Origin of the sequence: Streptomyces mobaraensis (assembly GCF_020099395.1) — a bacterium.
GTDB lineage: Bacteria > Actinomycetota > Actinomycetes > Streptomycetales > Streptomycetaceae > Streptomyces.
Genome location: NZ_CP083590.1, coordinates 5,507,358 through 5,529,979, shown reverse-complemented (window position 1 = coordinate 5,529,979; position 22,622 = coordinate 5,507,358). Strand labels below are relative to the sequence as shown.

The 22,622-nt window shown below is 72.6% G+C and carries 19 protein-coding genes and 1 pseudogene; 4 read left to right on the top strand and 16 right to left on the bottom strand.

The features are described from left to right. Nucleotides 1–73: 73 nt before the first annotated feature. The 4 genes from K7I03_RS24350 to K7I03_RS24335 form a co-directional block, all read right to left on the bottom strand. A complete protein-coding gene (locus K7I03_RS24350; protein WP_185945254.1) occupies nucleotides 74–1,369 on the bottom strand; it encodes a hypothetical protein in 1,296 nt (431 codons plus the stop codon). Between the two features lie 61 nt (nucleotides 1,370–1,430). Then, the gene (locus tag K7I03_RS24345) at nucleotides 1,431–2,546 is read right to left on the bottom strand and encodes a C40 family peptidase (RefSeq protein WP_185945255.1); all 1,116 of its coding nucleotides are present in this window, start codon (nucleotides 2,544–2,546) and stop codon (nucleotides 1,431–1,433) included. Between the two features lie 319 nt (nucleotides 2,547–2,865). Further along, complete coding sequence (locus tag K7I03_RS24340; RefSeq protein ID WP_185945256.1) at nucleotides 2,866–3,978, bottom strand: C40 family peptidase; 1,113 nt, start codon at nucleotides 3,976–3,978, stop codon at nucleotides 2,866–2,868. 406 nt (nucleotides 3,979–4,384) lie between these two features. Then, entirely contained in the window at nucleotides 4,385–5,689 is a 1,305-nt protein-coding gene (locus K7I03_RS24335; RefSeq protein ID WP_185945295.1) for an NYN domain-containing protein, read from the bottom strand. 386 nt (nucleotides 5,690–6,075) lie between these two features. On the opposite strand from K7I03_RS24335, the gene K7I03_RS24330 reads away from it, so the two are divergent. Together K7I03_RS24330 and K7I03_RS24325 are read left to right on the top strand one after the other, a co-directional pair. Next, the gene (locus tag K7I03_RS24330) at nucleotides 6,076–6,807 is read left to right on the top strand and encodes a rhomboid family intramembrane serine protease (RefSeq protein ID WP_185945257.1); all 732 of its coding nucleotides are present in this window, start codon (nucleotides 6,076–6,078) and stop codon (nucleotides 6,805–6,807) included. After that, nucleotides 6,804–7,085, top strand: coding sequence for an Lrp/AsnC family transcriptional regulator (locus K7I03_RS24325; RefSeq protein ID WP_004949419.1), 282 nt, complete (start codon nucleotides 6,804–6,806; stop codon nucleotides 7,083–7,085). Before K7I03_RS24330 ends, K7I03_RS24325 begins: the two co-directional genes overlap by 4 nt. Nucleotides 7,086–7,100: 15 nt before the next feature. Here the strand turns inward: K7I03_RS24325 and K7I03_RS24320 are convergent. Next, nucleotides 7,101–7,704 (bottom strand): annotated as a pseudogene (locus K7I03_RS24320) (IS5 family transposase); the annotation flags it as partial. Nucleotides 7,705–8,217: 513 nt separating this feature from the next. Between K7I03_RS24320 and K7I03_RS24315 the strand changes: the two are divergent. Both K7I03_RS24315 and K7I03_RS24310 read left to right on the top strand, forming a co-directional pair. Beyond that, nucleotides 8,218–8,865: a hemerythrin domain-containing protein gene (locus K7I03_RS24315; RefSeq protein WP_185945259.1), complete on the top strand. Its 648-nt coding sequence runs from the start codon at nucleotides 8,218–8,220 to the stop codon at nucleotides 8,863–8,865. Nucleotides 8,866–9,068: 203 nt separating this feature from the next. Continuing rightward, entirely contained in the window at nucleotides 9,069–9,992 is a 924-nt protein-coding gene (locus K7I03_RS24310) for an AfsR/SARP family transcriptional regulator (protein ID WP_224347198.1), read from the top strand. Here K7I03_RS24310 and K7I03_RS24305 read toward each other — a convergent pair. The 11 genes from K7I03_RS24305 to K7I03_RS24255 form a co-directional block, all read right to left on the bottom strand. Beyond that, on the bottom strand, nucleotides 9,926–11,176 hold the full coding sequence (locus tag K7I03_RS24305; RefSeq protein WP_185945297.1) for a nucleotide sugar dehydrogenase: 1,251 nt from the start codon (nucleotides 11,174–11,176) through the stop codon (nucleotides 9,926–9,928). The two genes, K7I03_RS24310 and K7I03_RS24305, sit on opposite strands and share 67 nt — an antisense overlap. A gap of 51 nt (nucleotides 11,177–11,227) precedes the next feature. Further along, nucleotides 11,228–12,346: a DegT/DnrJ/EryC1/StrS family aminotransferase gene (locus tag K7I03_RS24300; protein ID WP_185945260.1), complete on the bottom strand. Its 1,119-nt coding sequence runs from the start codon at nucleotides 12,344–12,346 to the stop codon at nucleotides 11,228–11,230. A 1-nt stretch (nucleotide 12,347) separates the two neighbouring features. Beyond that, nucleotides 12,348–13,535 (bottom strand): DegT/DnrJ/EryC1/StrS family aminotransferase, encoded by a 1,188-nt coding sequence (locus tag K7I03_RS24295; protein ID WP_221903499.1) that lies wholly within the window; start codon nucleotides 13,533–13,535, stop codon nucleotides 12,348–12,350. Between the two features lie 223 nt (nucleotides 13,536–13,758). After that, the gene (ispG, locus tag K7I03_RS24290; protein WP_185945261.1) at nucleotides 13,759–14,913 is read right to left on the bottom strand and encodes a flavodoxin-dependent (E)-4-hydroxy-3-methylbut-2-enyl-diphosphate synthase; all 1,155 of its coding nucleotides are present in this window, start codon (nucleotides 14,911–14,913) and stop codon (nucleotides 13,759–13,761) included. Further along, nucleotides 14,910–16,802, bottom strand: coding sequence for a 1-deoxy-D-xylulose-5-phosphate synthase (gene dxs / locus K7I03_RS24285; RefSeq protein ID WP_185945262.1), 1,893 nt, complete (start codon nucleotides 16,800–16,802; stop codon nucleotides 14,910–14,912). Before dxs ends, ispG begins: the two co-directional genes overlap by 4 nt. Beyond that, complete coding sequence (locus tag K7I03_RS24280; protein ID WP_185945263.1) at nucleotides 16,786–17,193, bottom strand: DUF6917 domain-containing protein; 408 nt, start codon at nucleotides 17,191–17,193, stop codon at nucleotides 16,786–16,788. The genes dxs and K7I03_RS24280 overlap by 17 nt, the downstream gene beginning before the upstream one ends. Then, entirely contained in the window at nucleotides 17,190–18,095 is a 906-nt protein-coding gene (locus K7I03_RS24275; RefSeq protein ID WP_185945264.1) for a Gfo/Idh/MocA family protein, read from the bottom strand. Before K7I03_RS24275 ends, K7I03_RS24280 begins: the two co-directional genes overlap by 4 nt. Continuing rightward, the gene (locus K7I03_RS24270) at nucleotides 18,092–19,231 is read right to left on the bottom strand and encodes an Ldh family oxidoreductase (RefSeq protein ID WP_185945265.1); all 1,140 of its coding nucleotides are present in this window, start codon (nucleotides 19,229–19,231) and stop codon (nucleotides 18,092–18,094) included. Before K7I03_RS24270 ends, K7I03_RS24275 begins: the two co-directional genes overlap by 4 nt. 9 nt (nucleotides 19,232–19,240) lie before the next feature. After that, nucleotides 19,241–20,542 (bottom strand): M20/M25/M40 family metallo-hydrolase, encoded by a 1,302-nt coding sequence (locus tag K7I03_RS24265; protein WP_221903500.1) that lies wholly within the window; start codon nucleotides 20,540–20,542, stop codon nucleotides 19,241–19,243. Continuing rightward, nucleotides 20,539–21,420, bottom strand: a complete 882-nt coding sequence (locus K7I03_RS24260; RefSeq protein ID WP_185945266.1) for a sugar phosphate isomerase/epimerase family protein — start codon at nucleotides 21,418–21,420, stop codon at nucleotides 20,539–20,541. Before K7I03_RS24260 ends, K7I03_RS24265 begins: the two co-directional genes overlap by 4 nt. Then, nucleotides 21,404–22,447 (bottom strand): Gfo/Idh/MocA family oxidoreductase, encoded by a 1,044-nt coding sequence (locus K7I03_RS24255; RefSeq protein ID WP_185945267.1) that lies wholly within the window; start codon nucleotides 22,445–22,447, stop codon nucleotides 21,404–21,406. The genes K7I03_RS24260 and K7I03_RS24255 overlap by 17 nt, the downstream gene beginning before the upstream one ends. Nucleotides 22,448–22,622: the final 175 nt, after the last annotated feature.

Here is a 22,622-nt window from a genome sequence, read left to right as displayed (position 1 = left end):
ACCGCCCGAATCAGGGCGGAATCGAGCGTTCCCAGGGTCACGTACGGGGCCGATGTGACCTGAGTTACATGCCTCAGTGCAGCGTCTTCGCTACGTACCCCCGCCATCCCTCCGTGAGTTCCCGCTCCCCCACTCCCAGGACCCCCCGCGCCGCCTTGTCCACGGAACCCGTACCGGCCGCCCGGTAGAAGGCGACGAGCTTCCGTTCGCCCCACCGTTCCGCCACCATCCGGCAGGCGAGCCAGGCGCCCTCGTAGGCGCGGGCCAGGCGGTCGGCGCCGCCGGTGAAGCGGAAGTCCGCGTCGGCGGGGAGCCGCTCCGGGGTCCGGCCGGCGGTGACCGCGCGGGCCAGTTCGGGGGCGATCGCGGCCGGAGTGCGGTCGGCGGTGCGGTAGGCGACCCAGTCGGCGAAGCCCTCCGAGAGCCACATGGGGGTGGTGTCGGTGGTACGGGCGCGGGTGGCCACGTGGGTGGCCTCGTGGGTGAGGACGGCCCGCCGGCCGAAGGGGCTGAGGGCGGTGTACGCCTCGGGGTTGACGACGATCCGCCCGGCGGGGGCGGGGCCGCCGCCGCCCTTCTCCCCCGCCGTGGTGGTCACCGCGGCGATGCCCCGGTAGTCGGAGGGCGGCGCGCCGAGCAGGGCGCCCATCCGGTCCAGCGAGGCCGGCATCTCGACGACGAGCCGCCCGGGACGGTCGCCGTCCGGTCGTTCACTATCCGCCCGCTCGCCGTCCGGCCATGCGGCGGCCACGGCGGGCACCGCCGCGTCGGCCAGGCCGGACAGGGCCCGCAGCGCGGCCGGTTCCTGTCCCGCGCCGAGGACGAGGCTGTGCCGGCCGCGGACGGCGGTGACCCGGCCCTGTTCCCAGAGCTGGCGGTCGCCGGACGCGGTGTCGTCCCCCGCCACGTACCAGCGCCCGCCGCGCCGGACGGCCGTCAGCCGGACCGGGACCGCGACCGGCGCGGTGTCGTAACCGGCCAGCCGGTAGCGGAGTTCGGCCTCGGCGGCGACCCGGTGGCCGTCGCCGGGCGCGGGGGTGAAGCCGCCGGTGCGGACGGCGCCGTACTCCCAGGAGGCGAGCGGCACGTCGGCGAGGTTGGCGAAGACCTGACGCCGGCGGTCCCGGTAGGCGCGCTCGCCGGGGTCGACGGCGGCGAGGTACGCGCCCTCGTCGCGGTCGCGCAGCGCCGTCGCCCAGCCGTCGAGCAGCCGCCGGACGGCGTCCGTGTCGCGGACGGCCGCACCGTCGACGGGCCCGGCCCCGCAGCCGGCGAGGGCCGGCAGGGCGGTCAGTGCGACGGCCAGGAAGCGCAGCGCCGCCCGGCGTCCGCCGCCGGGTCGTCTCGTGGGGCCGTCCATGGCCCGCATCGTACGAGCCGGCCGGCCGGTCACCCGGGCCGGGGCGGCGGGGACGTACTCCGAGACGCGTTCACGGCCGCGTGACCGACGAGATCGGCATCATGTCCGCCCGGTCGTACCGCACCCGCGCTCCCGGGTACGGCGCGTGCACCACCTGCCCGTCGCCGACGTACATGCCCACGTGGCTGGCGTCGTCCCGGTAGATGACGAGGTCGCCGGGGCGGGCCTCGGACAGCGGGACGTGCCGGCCCGCGTTCCGCTGGGCCTGGGAGGTGCGCGGCAGGCCGACGCCCGCGCGGCCGTAGGCCCACTGCGTCAGCCCGGAGCAGTCGAACGCGAACGGGCCGCTCGCGCCCCACGCGTAGGGGAGGCCGACGGCCGAGCGGGCGGCCCGCGCGGCGGCGGCCCCGCGGGCGGAACCGGCGTCGGGGAGCGCGGAGTCCCCGCCCGGCGAGGGGTACGGCGAGGGCACCGCGAACAGGAAGCCGGCGCGGGACCCGCCCGCGGAGCGCGAGGCGCGGGCGTACCGGGCCCGTTCGCCGTCGGGCAGCGTGTTGAGGAGCCGGCGGGCGGCGGCGAGCCGGCCCTCGACCTCGTGCTTGTGGCGGGCGACGGCCCGGCGGCTGTCCTCCAGTTCGGCGAGGGCGCGGGCGGCCTCCAGCCGCTCCTGGCCGAGCGCGCGCTGGGCGGCGAGCAGGGCGTGCAGCCGCTCGGTCTGCCGGCCGGTGACGCGTTCGAGGGCGGAGGCCCGGTCGAGGTAGCGGTCGGGGTCGGAGGAGAGCAGCAGGCGGAGGGCGGGGTCCACGAGCCCGTTCCGGTACTGGGCGGCGGCGACCGTCCCGAGGGCGTTGCGCATCCGGTTGACCGTCTCCTGGCCGCGGGCGACCCGGTCGGCGGCCTGCTCCACCTTCCGCCGCAGGGCGCCGGCCCGTTCGCCGGCGGCGTTGTACTGCTCGGTGGCCCGCTCGGCCTGGCGGTAGAGCCGGTCCAGCCGCGCCCGGACCGTGCCGGACGAAGCGGCGCCCCCGGCACCGCCCGCGGAACCGGCGGGATCGGCGGGGCCCCCGGGGCGGGCGGCGGCGGACGGCGAGAACGCGGCCGCCGCGGTGGCCACGGCGGCGGACAGGACGGTGACCCGTACGGTCCGGGCGAGACCGGAGGACGTGGATCGGCGGTGGGACGCCACGTGGTGCCGTACTCCCTTCGCTCGCGCGGCCCCCTGCCGGCCCCCTGCCGCCCGGACGGGCGGACGACGGCGGGGGCACCGCGCCGGCGGCAGACAGTAGCGGCTCGCTCACTCTCCGTTCAAAGACCGCTACGGAACGTGGAACCCGGGCGCGTCCTCGGGGAAACGCCGGACGCCCCGCCCAAGACGCAGGTCATGGGCGGGGCGTCGGAGCCTCCGCGGCCGATGCGACGCCACCCGAACGGGTGGATTGGCAGGGCCGGACGGCTTAACGGTGGAACCGGAGGGCAGTCGGGTAAGGCGGCCACCCCGTGCCCGGTCAGCCCACGCGAACGCCGAACTGGAACGGCATGTTGCTCATCGCCTCGTAGCGGACGACGGTGCCGGTGCGCGGCGCGTGCAGCACCTGCCCGTTGCCGGCGTACAGCCCGACGTGGTGCATGTCGCCGTAGAAGATGACCAGGTCGCCGGGCTGGAGCTGGCTCTGGTCGTAGATCCGGGTGCCGTCGTTGGCCTGCGCCTCCGACGTGCGGTCGAGCGTGACGCCGGCCTGGGCGTAGGCCCAGGAGGTCAGCCCGGAGCAGTCGAAGGAGCTCGGGCCGGTCGCGCCCCAGACGTACGGGGACCCTATCTTCGACTGCGCGGCGGCGAGCGCGGCGCCCGCCCGGCCGGAGCCCGGGACGGCCTTGCCGCTGCTGCCGGTCTGCCCCGAACCGCCGTCCTTCGAGCCGCCCTTGGACCCGCTCGTACCCGAGTCGTCCGTGCTCGTACCCGCCTTGGCGGCGGCCTTGGCGGCCTCCTCCTTCTCAGCGGCGGCGATCGCGGCGCGCTCCTTCTCCGTCAGGGAGTTGAGGACGTCCTGCGCCTCGGCGAGCTTGCCCTGCACCTCGGCCTTGCGCTCGCCCAGCGCCTTGCGGGTGGACTCCAGGTCGGCGAGCTTGCCCGCCGCCTCCTCGCGCTGCTGCTTCAGGGCGCGCTGCTTGGTGGCGATCTGCCGGAGCGCCTCCGCCTGCTTGGCGCTGACCTGGTTGAGCGTGGACGCCCGCTCCAGGTACGTGTCCGGGTCGGACGAGAGCAGCAGCTGGAGGGAGGGATCCACCGAGCCGGTGCGGTACTGGGCGGTGGCCACCGCGCCGAGCCCGTCCCGGAGCTTGTTGACCTCCTCCTGACCACGCGCGACGCGGTCCTGGAGCTCGCCGGCCTCCTTCTCCAGCTTCTCCTGCCGCTGCTTGGCCCCGTTGTACTTCTCGGTGGCCTGCTCCGCCTGCTCGTAGAGCCGGTCGACCTTCTCCTTGGCCTCGCTGCGGGTCGGCTTGGCCCCGGGATCGGCGGAGGCCGCCTGGGCGGAGAGCGCGACGGCTGCGGCGGCGGTCGCGGTGAGGACGGTCACCCGAGTACGGCTCGGCTGTTTGGGACGACGGTGGGACGCCACGGAGTCGAGCTCCTTTTCTCCTCGGCCGCCGGGGCGCGCTGGCGCGCGGTTGGGCACGGCGGGACACTTCACGTCATCCGGATTGGATGATCACCGCGCGAAGGTTCGAGGCCAGACCTTAGTGACCCTCATATGATCGGTTCAAATCCCTTGAGGGAAATCGTTGCTCAGCTTTCACGTTGTTGACGTGGGGGGGGGTGCCCCGGTCCCGCCCTTTCTCCCCCAGCTACCGCTGGGAGGTGCCCCCAGTTTCTTGCGGGGGCAGCCCCCGCACCCCCGGACGGGCTGATTTCAGCCCGTCCGGCGTTTGAGGACAACCGCGCGGAGCGCGGTTTCAGGGAGGTCTAGGGGCTGACCCCCAGGAAACGGCGAATGGGGGTGCCCCCTCTGGGGGAGGGTCAGGGGCTCAAGTCCGCGCCAGCCTCCGCAGGAGCAACGCCGAAGCCACCGGCCGGGCCCCCGCCTTGGCGACCCCGTCGGCCACCTCCCGGTCGGTGGACACGACCACCACAGGCCGCCCGGGCGGCTCGGCCCGCACAAGCTGACGGATCAGCTCGTCAGCCGTCACCCCGGGCTTACTGAAGAGCACCCGCACCCCGCGCGGCGGCGCGAGCAGCACGGGAGCGGCCAGCTCGGCCCCGTCGAAGACGCACGTCATCTCGGCGCCGGTCTGCGCGGCGAGCATGGAGAGCCCGCCGAGCAGCCGCAGCCGCTGCTTGTCCAACGGCATCGTCGGGTAGCCGGTCTTGGTGACGTTGTAGCCGTCGACCACCAGGTGTGCCTGCGGCAGGGCGAGCAGTTGGTCGAGCAGGGCGGGGTCGGTCTCGGACAGGGCGCGCGCGGCGATGTCCTTGGGTGTCATGCGGCCGGGCTCCACCGCGTCGACGAGGTCGGCGGGGTGGACGGAGGTGGGGGGCAGGGCCAGTTCGCGGCGCAGCCCCTGGGCGGCGTCCAGGACGGTGTCGAGCAGCAGCCGCAGCCGCATGTCCTCGACGCTGCGGCCCTCGCGGACCGCCCGGCGGCTCGCCTCCAGGGCGGACTCGGCCTCCGCGAGCCGGGCCTTGACGCGCCGGGTCTCGCCGAGGGCGGCGGCCAGTTCGGCGGCCGCGTCGGTGCGCAGCGCCTCCAGCTCGGCGTGGGCCTTGCGGAGCGCCGCCTCGCCGCGGCGTACGTCGTTGAGGGCGCTGCGCAGCTTGCGGTGCAGGCCCTCGCCCTCCTTGCGGACGGTCTCCAGCTCGGCGCGGGCCCGGTCGGCCTCGGTACGGGCCTCGTCGCGCACCCGGGCGAGCTCCTCGCGGAGCTGCCGCAGCTCGCGCTGGGCCTCCTCGCCGGCCCGTTCGGCGCTGGCGCGCTGGGCCTCCTCGCCGGCGGCGGTGACCAGTTTCACCCAGCCGGGCGGGCGCAGGACGAAGGCCATGGCCGCGACGTCCTCGGGGTCGGCGGCGGCGGGCGGCGACCCGGCCTCCAGGGCCCGGGCCAGCTCGGAGCCGGTCTCCCGGAGCCGGGCGGAGATCCGCTGCCGGAACGCGGTGTCGGTCTCGACGGCCGCGGCCATCGCGTTGCCCGCGAACTTGGCCCGGCGGGCGGGGGTGAAGCGGGCGTACTGGCGTAGCTGCGTGGGGAGTTCGGGGACCGTCAGCCCGCCGAACGCCTCGGCGACGAGTCCGATGACACGCCGCCGGATCCCCTCGGGCAACGGGCGGTCGAGCACCTCGCCGACGCCGCCGGCGCGGCCGTCGTCGTCACCGGCCGTCTCCTCGCCGTCCGTGTGCTCCACCACGCGTGTCCGCTCCGTTCCTCAGCTCGTCCCCGGACGGTCCACCGGCCCGGTCTCCGGCCCCGCTTCCCGTCCCGCCCCGGCCGGGCGGCTCACGCGGGGGCGTGGGGGGTGCCCGCACGGGGTGCGGCGCCACCGGGCGGTGGCGGTCGGCCGGGGAACGTCCATGGTGCCGTCCGTCCTGTTCGTGGCGTGCGGGGTGCGGGGCGTTCGTCGTAACCCTACGGCCTGCCCGCCCCGTGGCGGGTTGGGACCGGCACGAGCCGGAGCGACCGGCGAGGCTCTCCGTACCGCTTGCCCCGGTACGCCATGATCTGCCCATGATCGTAAAGGCAGTGCGGCGGGACCGGCCCCGCACCCCCTGGGTCACCCGTACCGTTCTGGCCACCTGCTGCGCGGTCTTCCTGATCGGTCCGGCGTCCGGCCTCGATCCCTCGTACGGCACCGGCGCCGACCTGCTCGCCGCGCAGACGGCCTACTTCGAACGGTGGGGAGTGGTGCCGGACGAGCTCTGGCACGGGCTGCCGGCGTCCCTCGTCACCCCGTTCACCGCCCTCTTCGTGCACGGCAACTGGCTGCATCTGCTCGGCAACATGCTCTTCCTCCACGTCTTCGGGGCGATGGCGGAGGAGCGCATGGGCCGCCTCTCGTTCGCCCTGTGCTACGTCGTCACCGGCTTCCTCGCCCTGCTCGGCTACGCCGCCGTGCACGCCGGATCCGCCCAGTCGCTCGTCGGCGCCTCCGGGGCCATCTCCGGAATCCTCGGAGCCTTCCTCCATCTCTTCCCCCGGGCCCGGGTGACCAGCCTCTTCCCGTTCCTCTTCTTCCTCCCGCTGCGCTTCCCCGCCTGGGCCGTCCTCCTCTTCTGGTTCGCCCTCCAGTGGCCCGGCGTCGGCGCCCCCGACGACCGCCCCGGAGTCGCCTACCTCGCCCACGTCATGGGCTTCGCCCTCGGCTTCGGCTTCGCATGGGTGTGCCGGGAACGGCCGGTTAGAGTGAAATCCCCCGTGAACGACGCGGCCGGGCCCGCCGAAGGAGACAAACCGACGTGATCACCTCGATCGTGCTCATCAAGACCGACGTGGACCGGATCCCCGAGATCGCCGAACAGATCGCGGCGCTGGAGGGGGTGAGCGAGGTGTTCTCCGTGACCGGGGCGTACGACCTCATCGCGATGGTGCGGGTGGCTCGGCACGATGATCTCGCGGAGGTCATTCCGGGGCGGATCAGCAAGGTGCCGGGGGTGGCTTCGACCGAGACGCATATCGCGTTCCGCACGTACTCGCAGCATGATCTGGAGGCGGCGTTCGCGATCGGGCTGGACAGCTAGGCCGTTTCTTCTGGATCAGCGTGCTGACCAGAGGAAGATGCCTGCGAGGTGGAGTCCGGCGAGGTAGACGGTGGCGGTCTTCTCGTAGCGGGTGGCGATGTCCCGCCGCTGTTCGAGGCGGTTGACGCGGCGTTCGACGGTGTCGCGTTGCTTGTAGGCCTCACGGTCGAAGGCGGGTGGCCGGCCGCCGTGGCCGCCGCGTCGCTTGCGGCGGGCCTGCTGGTCGGCAGGGACCGGGATCGCCGCCCGGATCCCGCGGCGTCGCAGGTGTCCCCGGATCGCGCGGGACGAAGAGGTCTTGTCGGCAGGACCGCATCCGGCCTCGTCCGGGGCCTTCCGTCGGGGCGTGGCACCCGGACTTTGGCCATGACATGCTCGAAAGCGGGTGCGCCGCCGGCCTGCCCGGGCGTGAGGACAGAGCTCAGTCCGCCCCGGGACCGGCCGAGGGCATGGTCGCCGGGCTCGTCGGCCGGGGCCCCTTTGTGCGGGCCCCGGGCACGTGCGGGTGCGCGCGCACCATGGTCGAGTCGACCGCGACCGCCCACTCCAGGTCTTCGTCCGCGCCGGCCTGGGCGAGCAGGGCGGTGAAGACACGTTCCCAGGTGCCGCAGATCGCCCAGTTCCTGTCAGAGCCGGGATAACGAGGCTTGTGACCGAGCCTGTCCGGCGCGCGATCCGCCGTCTGCCCGAACGCTCTGGCATCCCGCTCCCGAACAGGACGGCACCCTGCGCGCAGGCGCTCAAGTGGCCGGGCCGGCCGGACCGGTCCCCTGACCGGCTATCCCGAGGGCACCCGGATCATGTCCGGCGCGAGCATCTCCACCCCGGCGCCCAGCTGTCCCTGTTCGACCTGGACGAGGGCATGCGCCACCAGGTCTTCCTCACAGCGTCGGGACACAGCCATGCCCACCTACAGATGCCGGGCCGCACACCGATCAAACGAGGTCGACTACCCGCCTGACCACGGCAACCGAAACAGCGAGGCTGGAGGGCGGAGACATCTATGGAACAGCTTGCCCCAGAGTCTGTGGCGGCGGATACTCGGAAGCGAGGCTCCGCACTGGTTCCGCGCGGACGCGCCCCTCGCTCTCAGCCATGCCCACAAGGCCTCGAGACCCTGAGGATTTGACCGATGACTCCCGGCCCCACCGACCGCGCCCGGACCGATCACCCGCTGGCCACCGTCTACGCGATACACGATGCGTTCCGGCGGGACACGGCACGGCTCATGGCCGCGATCGGCGAGCAACGGGCCGCCCAGCGGCCCGGGGTGCGGGCGGGCTGGGAGACGTTCAAGTGCTATCTGGCGCTCCACCACGCCGCCGAGGCGGCCGCGTTATGGCCGGCCCTGCGGACCGAGCCGGCCTGCACGGGCGGCGGGGCGGCATCGCTCACCGCGCTGGTGCGGGAGCGTGAGCGGCTGTGCTCGCTGGCCTCGGGGATCAGCACCGCGCTGGCCGTCCACAACGAGTCGCATCTCCGCTGCTACGGCGAGGACTTCTGTACCTCGTTACTGGTCCACCTCGACCAGGAGGAGACAGAGGTCTTCCCCATGGCCCTGGCCGTGCTCAGCCCGGCCAAGTGGCAGGCATACATGGCAGAACAGTCCCGCAGGGTGCGCCGGGACGGCTCGGCGCTGTACTACCCCTGGCTGCTGGACGGGGCGCCGGAATCCACCCGCCGGTATGTCCTGAATCTGCTCTCTCCCGCCGCGCGCCTGGCCTTTCACACCATCTGGAGTCCCCGATACCGGCGTTCCGCACTATCGGTCCGCCACTGAACGAGAAATTCCGGTCGCAGATCGATCCTCAACTTCCTTTCGATTACTGGCCGGGAGCCAGTGAATCATTGAAAAGCCGATCTGCTTGCCCTAGAGTCCTGAGAACTCCACTGACCTGTCAGCAGGCCCGGCAGTTTCCTGCCAGTACCGGCCAGATCACGCGCTTCACGGACCGAGGCGCTCCGTCTAGCCCGCCTCGGAAGGTGCGCGAAGACAACATGGAATTCTCCGTTCTGGGCCCCTTGCGCGTGAGTGAACAGGGCCATGACTGCACACCGACGGCGCCCAAGCAGCGGCGACTCCTTGCGCTCCTGCTGCTCAACGCGAACCAAGTGGTGCCCACCAGTACCTGTATTGACGAGCTCTGGGAGAACTCGCCGCCGAACTCGGCGCTCTCCACCGTCCAGTCGTACATCCTCCAACTCAGGAAAGCGCTCAGCACCGTTCCACGCATTGGCAGTGCACAGGCGGCACGCGGCGTCCTGGCGACGCGGGACGGCGGATACCTCCTGATCGTCCGCAATGACGAGCTCGACCTGAGGCGTTTCGCCGCACTGGTGCGGGAGGGCCGTGCCCTGCTGCGCGCCGACGATGCGGCGGCCTCCGCCGCACTGGGCGACGCCCTGAGCCTGTGGCGGGGTCCGGCCCTGTCCAATGTGCAGGGCGGGCCGGTGCTGCGGGCCCATGTCGCGGGGCTCGACGAGGAGCGGGTGAGTGTCCTGGAGCAGCGCGTCGACGCCGACCTGCGCCTCGGCCGCCACCGCGACCTCAACGGCGAACTCAGCGTGATCGCCGCGCAGTACCCCACGCACGAGTATCTGCATGCCCAGCTGATGCTGGCCCTCTACCGGTCGGGGCGGCGCACCCAGGCGCTGGGCGTCGCACAGAAGTTGCGGCAGGTGATGCACGACGAGCTGGGCCTCGAGCCGTCGCCGCGCATCCACGACCTCTACCGGGCGATACTGCTCTGCGATCCGGTGCTCGACGCACACGACGGGCCGGACACCGTCTTCGCCCGTGCCGGGTCGGCGCCGGTCAGGCTCTCCGACGCCGGCCCGGATCACAGGGATTCGATGTTTTCCGCGGGCCCCGCGGACCGAAGCCGGTTGCGGCAGTCGAAGACGTAGCGGGCCGAGGAGGCGATCGCGGCGTAGTCGAAGGCGTCATGGTCGGTGGTGAGCAGGACGGCGTGGGCCTCCGTCAGTTCCTCCTCGGTCAGGTCAACCCGCGTGATGCCCGGTATGCCGACGCTCTCGGTGACGTACGGGTCGGCCACCCGGACCGAGGCGCCCGCCTCGATCAGCATCCGGGCGATGGGCAGGGCCGGGGACTCGCGGACGTCACCGGTGTTCGCCTTGTAGGCCAGGCCGAGCATGAGGATGCGGGAGCCGGTGACGGTCTGCCGCCGCCGGTCGAGGCCGCGGGTGAGCCGCTGCACCACGTACTCCGGCATTTGGCTGTTGAGTTCGTCCGCCAGCTCCACCAGCCGGAACCGCTTGCTGAGGGTCCGCTCCACCCGCCAGGAGAGATAGAGCGGGTCGACGGGGAGGCAGTGGCCGCCCACGCCCGGGCCCGGGGTGAACCGCATAAAGCCGAACGGCTTGGTCGAGGCGATCTCCAGCGCGTCCCAGACGTTGACCCCGATGCCGGCGGCGTGCGTGGCGAGCTCGTTGACCAGGGCGATGTTGACGTGCCGGAAAGTGTTCTCCAGGACCTTGGCGAGCTCCGCGACGCGTGTGGACGGCGCGGGCACGGTCTGCCGGACGATGGAGCCGTAGAAGGCCTCCAGGGTCCGCAGCGACTCCTCGTCCACTCCGGAGACCACCTTGGGGGTGGTCTCGAAGGTCCACTCGGCGTTGCCGGGGTCGATGCGCTCGGGGCTGTAGCCGAGGTGGAAGTCGAGGCCGGGGCCGAGCCCGGAGCCCTTCTGCAGGATCGGGGCGAGAACCTCCTCGGTGGTGCCGGGGTAGCTGGTGGACTCCAGCACCACCGTGGCCCCGGGCGTCAGCCGGGAGGCCAGCTCCTCGCCCGCCTGCTCGATGTAGGAGAGGTCCGGCACCCCCTCGTGCAGCGGGGTGGGCACGGTGATGACCGCGATGTCGAACCCGTCCAGGTCGTCGGGGTCGATGCTCGGCTGGTACGCGCCCCCGTCGAGCACGGCGCGCAGCCGCTCGGCGGGGATGTCCCCCACGAACGACTCACCCGCGGCGAGCCGGGTCACCCGTGACGCGTCGGTGTCGTACCCGACGACGTGGTAGCCGTGCTCGGCCGCCGCGACGGCCAGCGGCAGACCGACGTACCCCTGGCCCATGACAACCAGCTTGGTGGTCACTGGCTCTCTCCCTCGTCAGTTGAACCATGGTCAGTTGAAGAAGTCACAGACGGCGTCGGCGATGTACTCGACCTGGGCATCGGTGAGATGGGGCCAGATCGGGATGGCCAGGTTGTGGTCACTGGAGTACTGCGCACCCGGCCACTCGGCGCCCTCCGGGGCGTACGCCGCGAATGCGGGCTGCCCGGGCAGCGGGACCGGGTAGTAGACATGGCTGCCGATCCCCTGTTCCGTGAGCCACGCCCGCAGGTCGCCACGGCGCCGGACGAGCAGGGAATACACGTAGTAGCAGCGGCCGTCGCGCCCCGCGGGCGGGGCGAGCAGCCCCCGGTCGGCCAGCGGCGCGAACCGCTCGGTGTAGTAGTCGGCGATCCTGGCCCGGCGCTCCAGGCGCTCCTCGAAACCGGCGTGGCGGTGGAGCTGGAACGCGGCAACGATCTCGTCGAAGCGGCTGTTCTGCCCGATCTCGTGGTGGAGGAAGCGGTGCACGCCGTCCTGGCCATGGTTGCGCAACCGCCGTACGCGGTCGGCCAGTTCCGCGTCGTCGGTGAGGACGACGCCGCCCTCCCCGGCCGTGCCGAACGCCTTGACCTGGAAGAACGAGAAGACCCCGAGGTCTCCCCAGCGCCCGGACGGCACTCCGGCGAGCACCGCGCCCTCGGCCACCGCCGCGTCCTCGACGACCGGAATCCCGTGCTCCTTCGCGATCTCGTTGATGCGGGGCATGTCCGCCATGATCGAGAAGACATGGGCGGGCATGATCGCCTTGGTGTGCTCCCCGATCAGCCGGGCCACGTCGTCCGGGTCGATGACCATGGTGTGCGGATCGACGTCGGCGAAGACCGGGGTCGCCCCGAGGTTCGCCACCGAACTGGCCACCGGCTGGCAGCAGAACGCCGGCACGATCACCTCGTCGCCCGGGCCGACTCCCAGGGCCTGCACGGCGAGGTTGAGTCCGCCCGTCCCGCTGGAGCAGGCGACGACATGCTCCGCGCCCGTGCTGCGGCGCAGCTCCTCCTCGAGCTCGGCGGTGCGCCTGCCGAGGATGAAGCGCTGCTCGGGGTCGGTCCCCACCTCGTACAGCAGGTCCTTGAACGCCTGCCGGTCCGATTCGAAGAGGTCGGGCGGGAAGAAGGGGATGGTGGCCATGTCACCGCCTCCCGGCGTAGAAGTCGAAGATCGCGGAACACACCGTCTCCAGCCGTTCCTCGGTGAGGTCCGGATAGAGGGGGAGCGCCAGGGTCCGCTCGCAGGCGGCCTCGGCGTGGGGGAAGAGTCCGGGGCGGTGCTGCGGGTGGTCCGCATAGCAGGGCTGGAGGTGCAGGGTGCGCGGGTAGTACGTCTCGGTGCCGATGCCGCGCGCGGCCAGGTACGCCACCAGCTCGTCGCGGCGCTCGACCTCCACCAGGTAGACGTAGCAGACCGGATCCGTGGGGACCGCGCGCTCCACGATCCGGGGCACGGCCAGCACACCGTCGGCGCCGCGCAGCCGCTCCGTGTACGCCTCGGCCAGGACGCGCCGTCGGGCGATGTCCGCGTCGAGCCGGGAGAGCTTGGCGAGCAGCACGGCCGCCTGGACGTCGTCCATCTTGCTATTGGTGCCGGAGACCCCGGAGAGGTTGGAGATACCGGCGATGTGGTCGATGGTCTTGCCCATGCGGCCGTGGTGCCGCAGTACCGCGGCCTGCTCGGCGATGGCGTCGTCCTGGGTGAGCACCATGCCGGCATCGCCCAGCGCCCCGAGGGTCTTGGTGGGGAAGAAGGACAGGACGCCGCCCGCCCCGATCAGCCCTGCGTGGGTGCCGTCCCACCGCATCCCGATGGCCTCCGCGCTGTCCTCGAGCAGCAGCAGGTCATGGCGGGCGCTCAGCTCCGACAGGGCGCCCAGGTCCGCGAGTTGACTGAAGAGGTGGACCGGCATCACGGCCCGGGTGCGCTCGGTGATCGCCGCTTCGACGGAGGCGGCGTCAAGCCCATAGTCCCCGTCGGCGGTGATGTCCGCGAAGACCGGGGTGGCGCCCGCCATGTTCACGGAGGAGGCCGTGGCGAAGAAGGAGAAGGCGGGCACGATGACCTCGTCGCCCGGCCCGATCCCGGCGGCGCGCAAAAGGATCACCAGGGCGTCCGTTCCGCTGTTGACCGCCACGGCATGGGCGGCGCCGGTGTATTCGGCGATGGCCCGCTCCAGCTCGGCCACTTTGCGGCCGTGCGAGAACTTCCCCCGGTCGAAGACGTCGTCGGTGTGGCGGGCGATGAGGGGCCAGAGTGAGGCGAAGGATTCCGCCTGGTCGAAAAAGGGGATCGGCTCCGCCGAGTTTTCCAGTGCCGTGCTTGTCAAACCCGTTCGCCTCGCATTCTCGGTCTGTGCCCGCGTCGGTCCGCTTGCGGCGGAAGCGGCATGCACAGACCATACGGAGCCGTGGAGTTGTGCCGCCACGGGCAAGAACTTGCTGCCATGACTGAGGAGTTAGCAATAATCGGCCGAGGTGACCCATGGCATGCGGAAACCCCCGTTGCGGCATTTTGCGCCGTAACGGGGGCCGTGTTCTTCCGAGTAATGGTCAGGCCACGGTGACCTCGGGCGAGCCCGTGAGGACACCCTCCTTCTCCAGCTGCTCGGCGAGTTTCATCGCCTCCTCGATGAGGGTCTCGACGATCTTCGACTCGGGCACGGTCTTGATGACCTCGCCCCTGACGAAGATCTGCCCCTTGCCATTGCCCGAGGCCACCCCGAGATCCGCCTCACGCGCCTCACCCGGACCGTTGACCACACACCCCATCACCGCCACCCGCAACGGCACCTCCATACCCTCAAGACCCGCCGTGACCTCATCGGCCAGCTTGTAGACATCCACCTGGGCGCGGCCGCAGGACGGGCAGGAGACGATCTCCAGCCGCCGCTGCCGCAGGCCCAGCGATTCCAGGATCTGGATGCCGACCTTGACCTCCTCGGCCGGGGGCGCGGACAGGGAGACACGGATGGTGTCGCCGATGCCCTCCGAGAGCAGCGCGCCGAAGGCGACGGCGGACTTGACGGTCCCCTGGAAGGCCGGCCCCGCCTCGGTGACACCGAGGTGGAGGGGGTAGTCACAGGCGGCGGCCAGCTGCCGGTAGGCGTTGACCATCACCACCGGGTCGTTGTGCTTGACCGAGATCTTGATGTCCCTGAAGCCGTGCTCCTCGAAGAGGGACGCCTCCCACAAAGCCGACTCCACCAGCGCCTCGGGCGTGGCCTTGCCGTACTTCGCCAGCAGCCGCCGGTCCAGCGACCCCGCATTGACCCCGATCCGGATCGGCGTCCCGGCAGCAGAGGCGGCCGCGGCGATCTCCCCGACCTTGTCGTCGAAGCGCTTGATGTTACCGGGGTTGACGCGCACCGCCGCACACCCGGCATCGATCGCGGCGAAGACATACTTCGGCTGGAAGTGAATATCCGCGATCACCGGGATCTGCGACTTCGCCGCAATCACCTTCAGCGCATCCGCATCGTCCTGCGAGGGGCAGGCGACCCGCACGATCTGGCAGCCGGAGGCGGTGAGTTGGGCGATCTGCTGGAGGGTGGCGCCGACGTCCGCCGTGACCGTGGTCGTCATCGACTGCACGGACACGGGTGCGTCACCCCCGACGGCCACCGAACCGACCTGGATCTGCCGGCTCTTCCGGCGCGGGGCGAGCCGGGGCGGCACCGTGGGCATGCCGAGGGCGAGCGCGGTCACGAGACCTCCTGGAGGCGGTCGGGGCGTGCGGCGGCAATCGTCGCCGCGATGTCGTCGGCGGTGAGGCCCGCCTCGGCCAGGACCTCGCCCCGGCTGCCGTGCGCGTAGAACCGCTGGTCGAGGCCGAGCACCCGGACGGGGACCGGCACCCCGGCGTCGCGGAGCGCCTGGGCGACGGCCGAGCCGACGCCGCCGGTGCGGCCGCCGTCCTCGACGGTGACCACCAGCCGGTGCTCCGCCGCCAGTTCGACCAGAGCGGGGTTGACGGGCTTGACCCAGCAGGGGTCGACCACGGTCACCCCGACCTGCCCGCGCAGCGCCTCGGCGGCGGCGAGGCAGGGCTGCGCCATCGCCCCCACCGAGACCAGCAGCACCTCGCTGCGGCCCTCGGGGCGGCCCAGCACCTCCATCCCGGCCACCGTGGTGACGGGTTCCACATCGGGGGCGACCTGACCCTTCGGGTAACGGACCACGGTAGGCGCGGAGTCGACGTCCAGCGCCTCCCGCAGCTGCCTGCGGAGCCGGGCGCCGTCCCTGGGGGCGGCGATGCGCAGGCCGGGGACGAGCTGGAGCAGCCCCAGGTCCCACATCCCGTTGTGGCTGGGGCCGTCGTCGCCGGTGACGCCCGCCCGGTCGAGGACGAAGGTGACGCCGCACTCGTGCAGGGCCACGTCCATGAGCACCTGGTCGAAGGCCCGGTTGAGGAAGGTGGCGTAGAGGGCGACGACCGGGTGGAGGCCGCCCAGGGCGAGCCCGGCGGCGGAGGTCACGGTGTGCTGCTCGGCGATGCCGGTGTCCAACACCCGCTCCGGGTAGGCGGCGGCGAAGGGCTCGAGCCCGACCGGTTCGCGCATCGCGGCGGTGAGGGCCACGACGTCCTCCCGCTCTCCGCCCACCTTGACGATCTCGTCGGCGAAGACGGACGTCCACGACGGCCGGGACCGGGCGCTCTTGGCGACGGGCGTCGCGCCGATGGCGTGGAACCGGTCGCCCTCGTGCTGCTCGGCCGGGGCATGGCCCTTGCCCTTGCTGGTGATGCAGTGCACCACGACCGGACCGCCGAACCCGCGGGCCCGGCGCAGCGCCGTCTCCAGCGCCGCGATGTCGTGCCCGTCGACCGGCCCGACATACTTCAGGCCGAGGTCCTCGAAGAGCCCCTGGGGGGCGACGAAGTCCTTCAGCCCCTTCTTCGCACCGTGCAGGCTCTCGTAGAGCGGCTTGCCCACGACCGGGGTGCGTTCGAGCAGGTCCTTGCCGCGGGCGAGGATCCGCTCGTAGCCGGGGTTGGTGCGCAGGGCGGTGAGGTGCTCGGCGAGGCCGCCCCGGGTGGGGGCGTAGGAGCGGCCGTTGTCGTTGACGACGATGACGAGCGGCAGGTCGTCGGCGACCGCGATGTTGTTGAGCGCCTCCCAGGCCATGCCGCCGGTGAGGGCGCCGTCGCCGATGATCGCGACGGCATGGCAGTCGGTGCGGCCGCGCAGCCGGTGGGCGCGGGCCAGGCCGTCCGCGTAGGAGAGGGCCGTGGAGGCATGGGAGTTCTCGATCACGTCGTGGTCGGACTCGGCGCGGGAGGGGTAGCCGGAGAGCCCACCGCGGCTGCGCAGCGCGGAGAAGTCCTGGCGTCCGGTGAGGAGTTTATGGACGTACGCCTGGTGCCCGGTGTCCCACAGCAGCCGGTCGCGGGGGGATTCAAAGACGCGGTGCAGCGCGATCGTCAGCTCGACCACGCCCAGGTTGGGGCCGAGGTGGCCGCCGGTGCGGGAGACTGCGTCGACGAGGAATTCCCGGATCTCGGCGCCCAGTCGCGGCAGCTCTTGGGGGGCGAGCCCACGGAGGTCGGCCGGGCCGCGCACGGAACGGAGCAGTGGGGTCTCAGTTCGGGGGGTCAAAGCGCACCTCCGTTTCGGGGCCGAGCCCGAGCTCCGGGCCGGTGACCGTTGCGTCGACGGCGATCAGCACGTTGTAGTGGTTGGGGAAGTGGCAGGCGTCGAAGCCGAGGACGGTGCCGATGAGGCGGCCTTCGGCCCGTACCTCGTCGCCCCGGTCGATGACGCCGCCCGCGGCGATCTCGACGAAGCCGAGGAAGCCGACCCGGTCCACGACCGCGCCGGGTGTGGTGTCGTGCTGGTCGGTGGTGACCAGTTCGTGGATCTCGCCGCGCCGGATGCAGCGGCTCGCGAACTCCTCAAGGCGCATGCCCCGGTCGTCGCGACGGTGGGTGAGGACCTTGACAAGGGCGCCGGTGACCGGTCGTTTGGCGCCGTCCTCGGCAGGGTTCACTGCCGTTCCCTCCGATAGCTCTCGGCAACGAGTTCGAGGGCGGCGAGGCCGCCCTCGGAGCGGTCCTCGCCGGCCCGCACGGCGGTGGCGAAGTCGCGCAGCACGCCGGCGTATTCGTGCCACAGCGACTGCTTGAAGGCAGGGTGCCCGGCGAGCATGTCGGCGCTGTGCACGGTGCCGTCGGTGAGGCGGACCTCGATGTCCTTGGTCTCCCCGGGGTGGGACCAGTCCAGTTCGACCCGGGCGGTGGCACCGTCCGCCGCGCGGAGCAGGACGGTGGCCTGCCGGTCGATGCCGTCGCCGTCACGGACGACGGTGGCATCGGTGACCTCGACGGGGCCGAGGAACTGCCGCACGGTGTCGAAGGCGTTGGGGCCGTTGTCGGCGACGCAGCCGCCGCCGCAGCGGGCCGGGTCCAGGTACCAGCGGTCGGTCCCGGCGTGCTCCTCGATCGTCTCCAGGTAGCGGACGGTGAGCGAGGACACGGGGGTGCCGCTGATCTTGTCGAGCAGGGCGAGGGCGTTGTCGTTGTAGCGGCGGTGGAACGAGGTGAACAGCACCGTCCCCCGCTCCCGGGCCAGCCGCACCAGGGCCCGGCCGTCCTCGACGGTGGTGGCCAGCGGCTTCTCCACGCAGACGGCGATGCCGGCGGCGAGGAGGTCGGTGCAGACGGCGGCGTGGGCGTCGTTGGGCACGTTGACGACGACGGCGTCCGGCTCAGCCTCGGCGATCATGGTGCGGTGGTCCGTGAAGCAGGCGGCGCGCCCCTCGAAGGGGCGCAGCGCCTCGGGCCGCAGGTCGCAGACGGCCGCGAGTTCGAGGCCGGGGAGTTCATCGAAGGCGGCCACATAGAAGCGTGAGATGACGCCGAGGCCGACGATCCCGATGCGCAGCGCAGTCACGCGTGCCTCCCTTCGGGGGCGCTGATGCCCACGCCACCGGCTACCGCCTTGAGTTCGTCGTACAGCGCCGCGTCGAGCACGACGCCGTCGGCGCGCGCGGCGGCGGCGAGCTCGGCCTCGCGGACGCCCGGGTAGGCCACGGGTGCGGCCGCATCGAGCGGCGGGCAGTCGGTGAGAGCCCGGAACATTCCCTCGGCGTCGGCGAGGAAGCCGTCCACCGGGCGGAGCGCGCCGGGGGCGATGACGAGGGCGAGGAAGCCGATGTCGTCGTCGCGGCCGGTGGGGCCGCCGTCGCCGCCGTACGCCTCCGGGGCGGGGCCGAGCCCGGCGCCGGGAACCAGGGCGGCAAGCACCTCGACGAGCAGGGCGAGCCCGTATCCCTTGTAGGCACCGGTCTCGGGGCGGCCGCCGAGCCAGAGCGGGTACCCCTCGCCGCGGTCGAGGGCGCCGGGGTCGGTGACGGGCCGGCCGTGCGCGTCCTCGAGCCAGCCCTCGGGGATCTCCTGCCCGGCCCTGGCGGCCTGGCGGATCCTTCCGGTGGGGACGGCGGTGGTGCTCATGTCGAGGACGAACGGCGGCAGTTCGGGCCCGGCGGGGGCGGCGATGCTGAGCGGGTTGGTGCCGAGCATGGCGTACCGGCCGCCCGGCGGCCGGGCGATGCGCTGGCGGCCGCAGTTGGAGGCGAGGACGGCGACGAGGTTGCGTTCGGCGAGCCGCCCGGTGTGGTGGCCGGCGCAGCCGAAGTGGGTGGCGTTGCGCACGGAGACAAGCCCGATGCCGTGCTCGGCGGCGCGCTCGGCCGCGAGGTCCAGCGCCTCGGAGGCCACCCAGAGGCCGAGGCCGAGGTCGGCGTCGAGGAGGACCGAGGCGCCCCGGTCGGCGAGCACCTTCGGCTCGGCGTCCGGCCGGACCCGCCCGGAGTCGAAGAGGGGGAGGTAGAGGCGGGTGAGGTTGGCCAGGCCGTGCGAGCGCAGACCGGTCAGGTCGCCGTAGACGAGGGCCTCGGCGGCCGCCCGGGCGCGTATCGGTGGCACGCCGCGCCGGGTGAGGACCTCGGTCGCGAAGTCGGTGAGCGCACCGTGCGGGATGCGCACCGTGGTGGCGGTGCTTGCCGCTGGTTTCATCGTGGGTGTCATGACGATTCCCTAAAAATGTGAGGCCGCCCGGGCGAAGTGCTCCAGGAGCGAGGCGACGCCGGTGGCGAATGCTTCGAGGTCGCGCAGGTCGGCGAACTCGCCTGCGGCATGGGCGTGGTTGGCTTCGAGGTCGCCCGGGCCGTAGACGGCGGTGTAGGCGCCGGGCACGCCGTGCATCCAGATCGCATCGCAGGTGCACGCCGGTTCGTCCGGTGCGGCGTACGGGATGCCCGCGTCGGTGAGCAGCCGCTCCGCCCATGGGTCGTGGGCGTCGAGGGCGGGCAGGCCCCGCTTGAGCCAGTGCAGGGCGGTCACGTCGCGTGCCTCGGCGGCCGTACGGGCCAGGGCGGGGCGGTCGGCAAAGCGGTGGGCGAACTCGGCGAGTCCGGCGTCCAGTTCGTGCTCCAGGGCCCGGGTGAGGGCGTGCCCGGCCTCGGTGGTGGGGTAGGCGAGGTTCAGCAGCAGCCGTCCGGCGCCGTACACCTTGTTGTGCAGGTCGCCGGTGTGCAGCCCGGCCACGCAGACCCGGGCGCCGGACACGCCTCCGGGCACACTGCCGGGGAGCCGCCCGGCGAGGTGCTGGGCGAGGAAGCCCAGCAGGACGGTGGCGTTGTGGCCGGCCTCCGGGTGGTCGTCGATGGCGTCCTCCCCCGCCGCCTCGATCAGGGCGGTCGCGGCGGCGGTGGACCGGGGCACCATGCGGCCCCGGGTGGGTTCGCAGAACAGGTTGAGCCGGCCGGTCCAGCCGCTCTCCACCAGAGGCCGGGTGCCGAAGACGCCCATGGCCCCGCCTTCCTCGCCGGAGACGAGCTGCACCAGCACCCCGGTGTCGATGCCCAGGCCCGGCACGGCGTCCACCGCCGAGCGCAACCCGGCGAGCAGGGCGACGGCGGGCCCCTTGGCGTCGATGGCGCCCCGGCCGTGGAAGCGCCCGTCCCGGTAGCGGGGTGGCTCTCCGCCGGCCACCGTGTCGAGGTGCACGTTGAACATCACCGTCCGCTCGCGCGGCAGCTCCGGCCCGAGCCGCAGCACCGTGCTGGGCTGGCAGTCCAGGAACCCCGGCGTCCGCTCGGCGGCCTCGCGGACCGGGACCGGCACCCCTTCCCGGTCGAGGACGGACGGGTCGGGGGCGGCCCGGTGGACCACGGTGAACCCCAGCCGGGCCGCCGCCTCGGCATAAGCGCCCTGCGCCTCCCACAGCAGCGGCCGCGGACCGTCGGTCCCGGTCTCCAGCGGCCCGGCCGTGGGGAGTTCGAGGAGGGTGAGCAGCAGCTCCCGTTCGGCGGGCAGCAGTTCGGCGCGGCCCATCATGCGCCCGTCCCATGGCCCGCGAGGAGCCGTTCCAGCTCGCGCCCGTACGCGACGAACTCGGCCACAAGGCCGCCGTCCGGGGCGGTGCCGCTCTCGTGGGGGCGGACGGAGAGGTGCGGCTCGATGGAGAGGAACCCCGCATACCCCTGGTCCTGCAGCAGCCGCACGGCGTCCACGACGCGGCAGCGGCCTCGTCCGGGCAGCGTGTAGCGGGTCTCCTCGGAGGTGCCGAGCGCGTCCTTGATATGCACATGGGCGACGAAGGGTGCGATGTCGGGCAGCAGGTCGTACGCCTCGTACCCGTACGCCACGCCGTTGCCGATGTCGAAGAGGAGCCGGAACGCGGGGCTGTCGAGGTGGTCGAGCAGCTCCAGCATGCGGTCGGCCCTGGTGGCTGCCCAGCCCGCGCAATTCTCGTGCACCAGCACCACTCCGGCATCCTCGGCACGCGCGGTGAGCTCCGCCAGCCGCCGGAACACCTCGGCCCGCCAGGCCGTCTCGGCCAGGCCGTCGTTGGGGTACGACATGACGCGGATCATCCGGGTGCCGAGCCGGGCGCAGCGCCCGGCGAGGATCTCCAGCTCGCGCAGGTCGTCCTTGAGGTCGGCGGTGACGGGGCGGGCCCAGTTGGCGATGCGGGAGTCGACGCAGGCGACGCGCAGGCCCGCGTCGGCGAGGTGGTCGGTGAGGCGGTCGAAGGCGGCGTCGTCGAGGTCGGCGAGGGCGGTGCCGTCGACGCTGCGCAGCTCGATGGCGGACCAGCCGAGGATGGTGAGGGCGGTGGTCTGGTCGGCGAGCGCGGCACCTGCCTCGTCGCCGATGCCGCACAGGGTGATGCCGCTGCCGTCGGCCCATGCGTTGCTATCGGCCCAGGACATGGGTGCTGCTCCTTTCCGCGGTCCTGCCGGCCGCGTGCCGCTTGGCCTGTTCGAGTACCTCGACGACCTGCGCCTGAAGCGTGAACTCGGCGTGGCGGTCGGCGCCTTGGCGGAAGCCGCGGTAGGCATGGAGGATGCAGGCGTCGAGTGCCGCGTCGGGGAAGATCTCGTACCGCTCGGGCAGCCCGATCGGGGTGACGCGGAGGTGGGCGTAGAGGTCGTCGCTGCCGACGGGGTAGTGGCCGACGGCGGTGCCCGCGTCGAAGACGAGGTCGATGCGGCGCTCGCGCAGGGGAGAGGCGAGGTCGGTGGCGATCCGGCTGGTCACCCCGCTGTCGTGGTCCAGGGTCACCGCGGCGCTGCCCATGCGGGGCACCACGGTGTCGCCGACGCGGGCGTCGGTGCAGGTGGCTCCGGTGACGCGGGCGGCACCGGCGAGGCGCAGCACCACCCCGACCGAGTGCGGTAGTTCCACGTCGAACGCGGTGGGGTGGCTGGGGGTGTGCAGCGAGCGGTGCAGCCGCGGCTTGTGCTGCCGTATGTCGATGCGGCGGAGGTGGCCGAGACTGCCGGAGCGTACGAGTCCGTCGAGGCGTTCGGTGAGGGTGCTGTGCAGCCAGGGCGCGACGACGGCGAGCTGCAGCCCGTAGCTGTCGCGCAGCGTGCGCAGCTCCTCGACGACGACGGTGTCGACGCCGATGGGTTTCTCCACGAGGAAGCGGCGGAAGCCGAGTCCGGCGATGTCGCGCAGGAGCTCCGTGCGTTCGGTGGGCGGGCTGCAGAGGTGGACGACGGTGGTGGCGGGGTCGAGGCGGTCCCTGGCCCCGGCGAGAGAGCCGACGGTGCGCAGTCCGGGCTCGGCCCGGCGGGCCGCGGGCCGGATGTCGTAGCCGAGGGGGTCGTCCGGTGCGAACACGCAGGTGTCGCCGGCTCCCGCAGTCCCCCGGTCCGCGCGCAGCCTGCGCAGGACGGGCAGGTGGAGTTCGCGCCCCGATCGTCCGAGGCCGATCAGCAAGGTGTGGAACACGGGAACCCTCCCGGCATTCACGTCTGTGGAGGCCCCAACGCTAGGCGGATCGGCGTAGTTGGTCCGTAGCAGATAACTGTCTGACGGTGCGCGGAGCCGCACTCATTTGTCATGTCCCGGCGCCCGGCCGGTTCCTAGCGTGGCATCAGGATTGCGACGAACGGCGGGAGCTGCC

Excerpts from the sequence above, each read along its gene's own strand:
- K7I03_RS24350 (WP_185945254.1), bottom strand. The coding sequence starts at position 1,369 with ATGCGGGCCATGGACGGCCCCACGAGACGACCCGGCGGCGGACGCCGG.
- K7I03_RS24330 (WP_185945257.1), top strand. The coding sequence starts at position 6,076 with ATGATCGTAAAGGCAGTGCGGCGGGACCGGCCCCGCACCCCCTGGGTC.
- K7I03_RS24315 (WP_185945259.1), top strand. The coding sequence starts at position 8,218 with ATGACTCCCGGCCCCACCGACCGCGCCCGGACCGATCACCCGCTGGCC.
- K7I03_RS24305 (WP_185945297.1), bottom strand. The coding sequence starts at position 11,176 with ATGGGCCAGGGGTACGTCGGTCTGCCGCTGGCCGTCGCGGCGGCCGAG.
- K7I03_RS24300 (WP_185945260.1), bottom strand. The coding sequence starts at position 12,346 with ATGGCCACCATCCCCTTCTTCCCGCCCGACCTCTTCGAATCGGACCGG.
- K7I03_RS24270 (WP_185945265.1), bottom strand. The coding sequence starts at position 19,231 with ATGACACCCACGATGAAACCAGCGGCAAGCACCGCCACCACGGTGCGC.
- K7I03_RS24265 (WP_221903500.1), bottom strand. The coding sequence starts at position 20,542 with ATGATGGGCCGCGCCGAACTGCTGCCCGCCGAACGGGAGCTGCTGCTC.
- K7I03_RS24260 (WP_185945266.1), bottom strand. The coding sequence starts at position 21,420 with ATGTCCTGGGCCGATAGCAACGCATGGGCCGACGGCAGCGGCATCACC.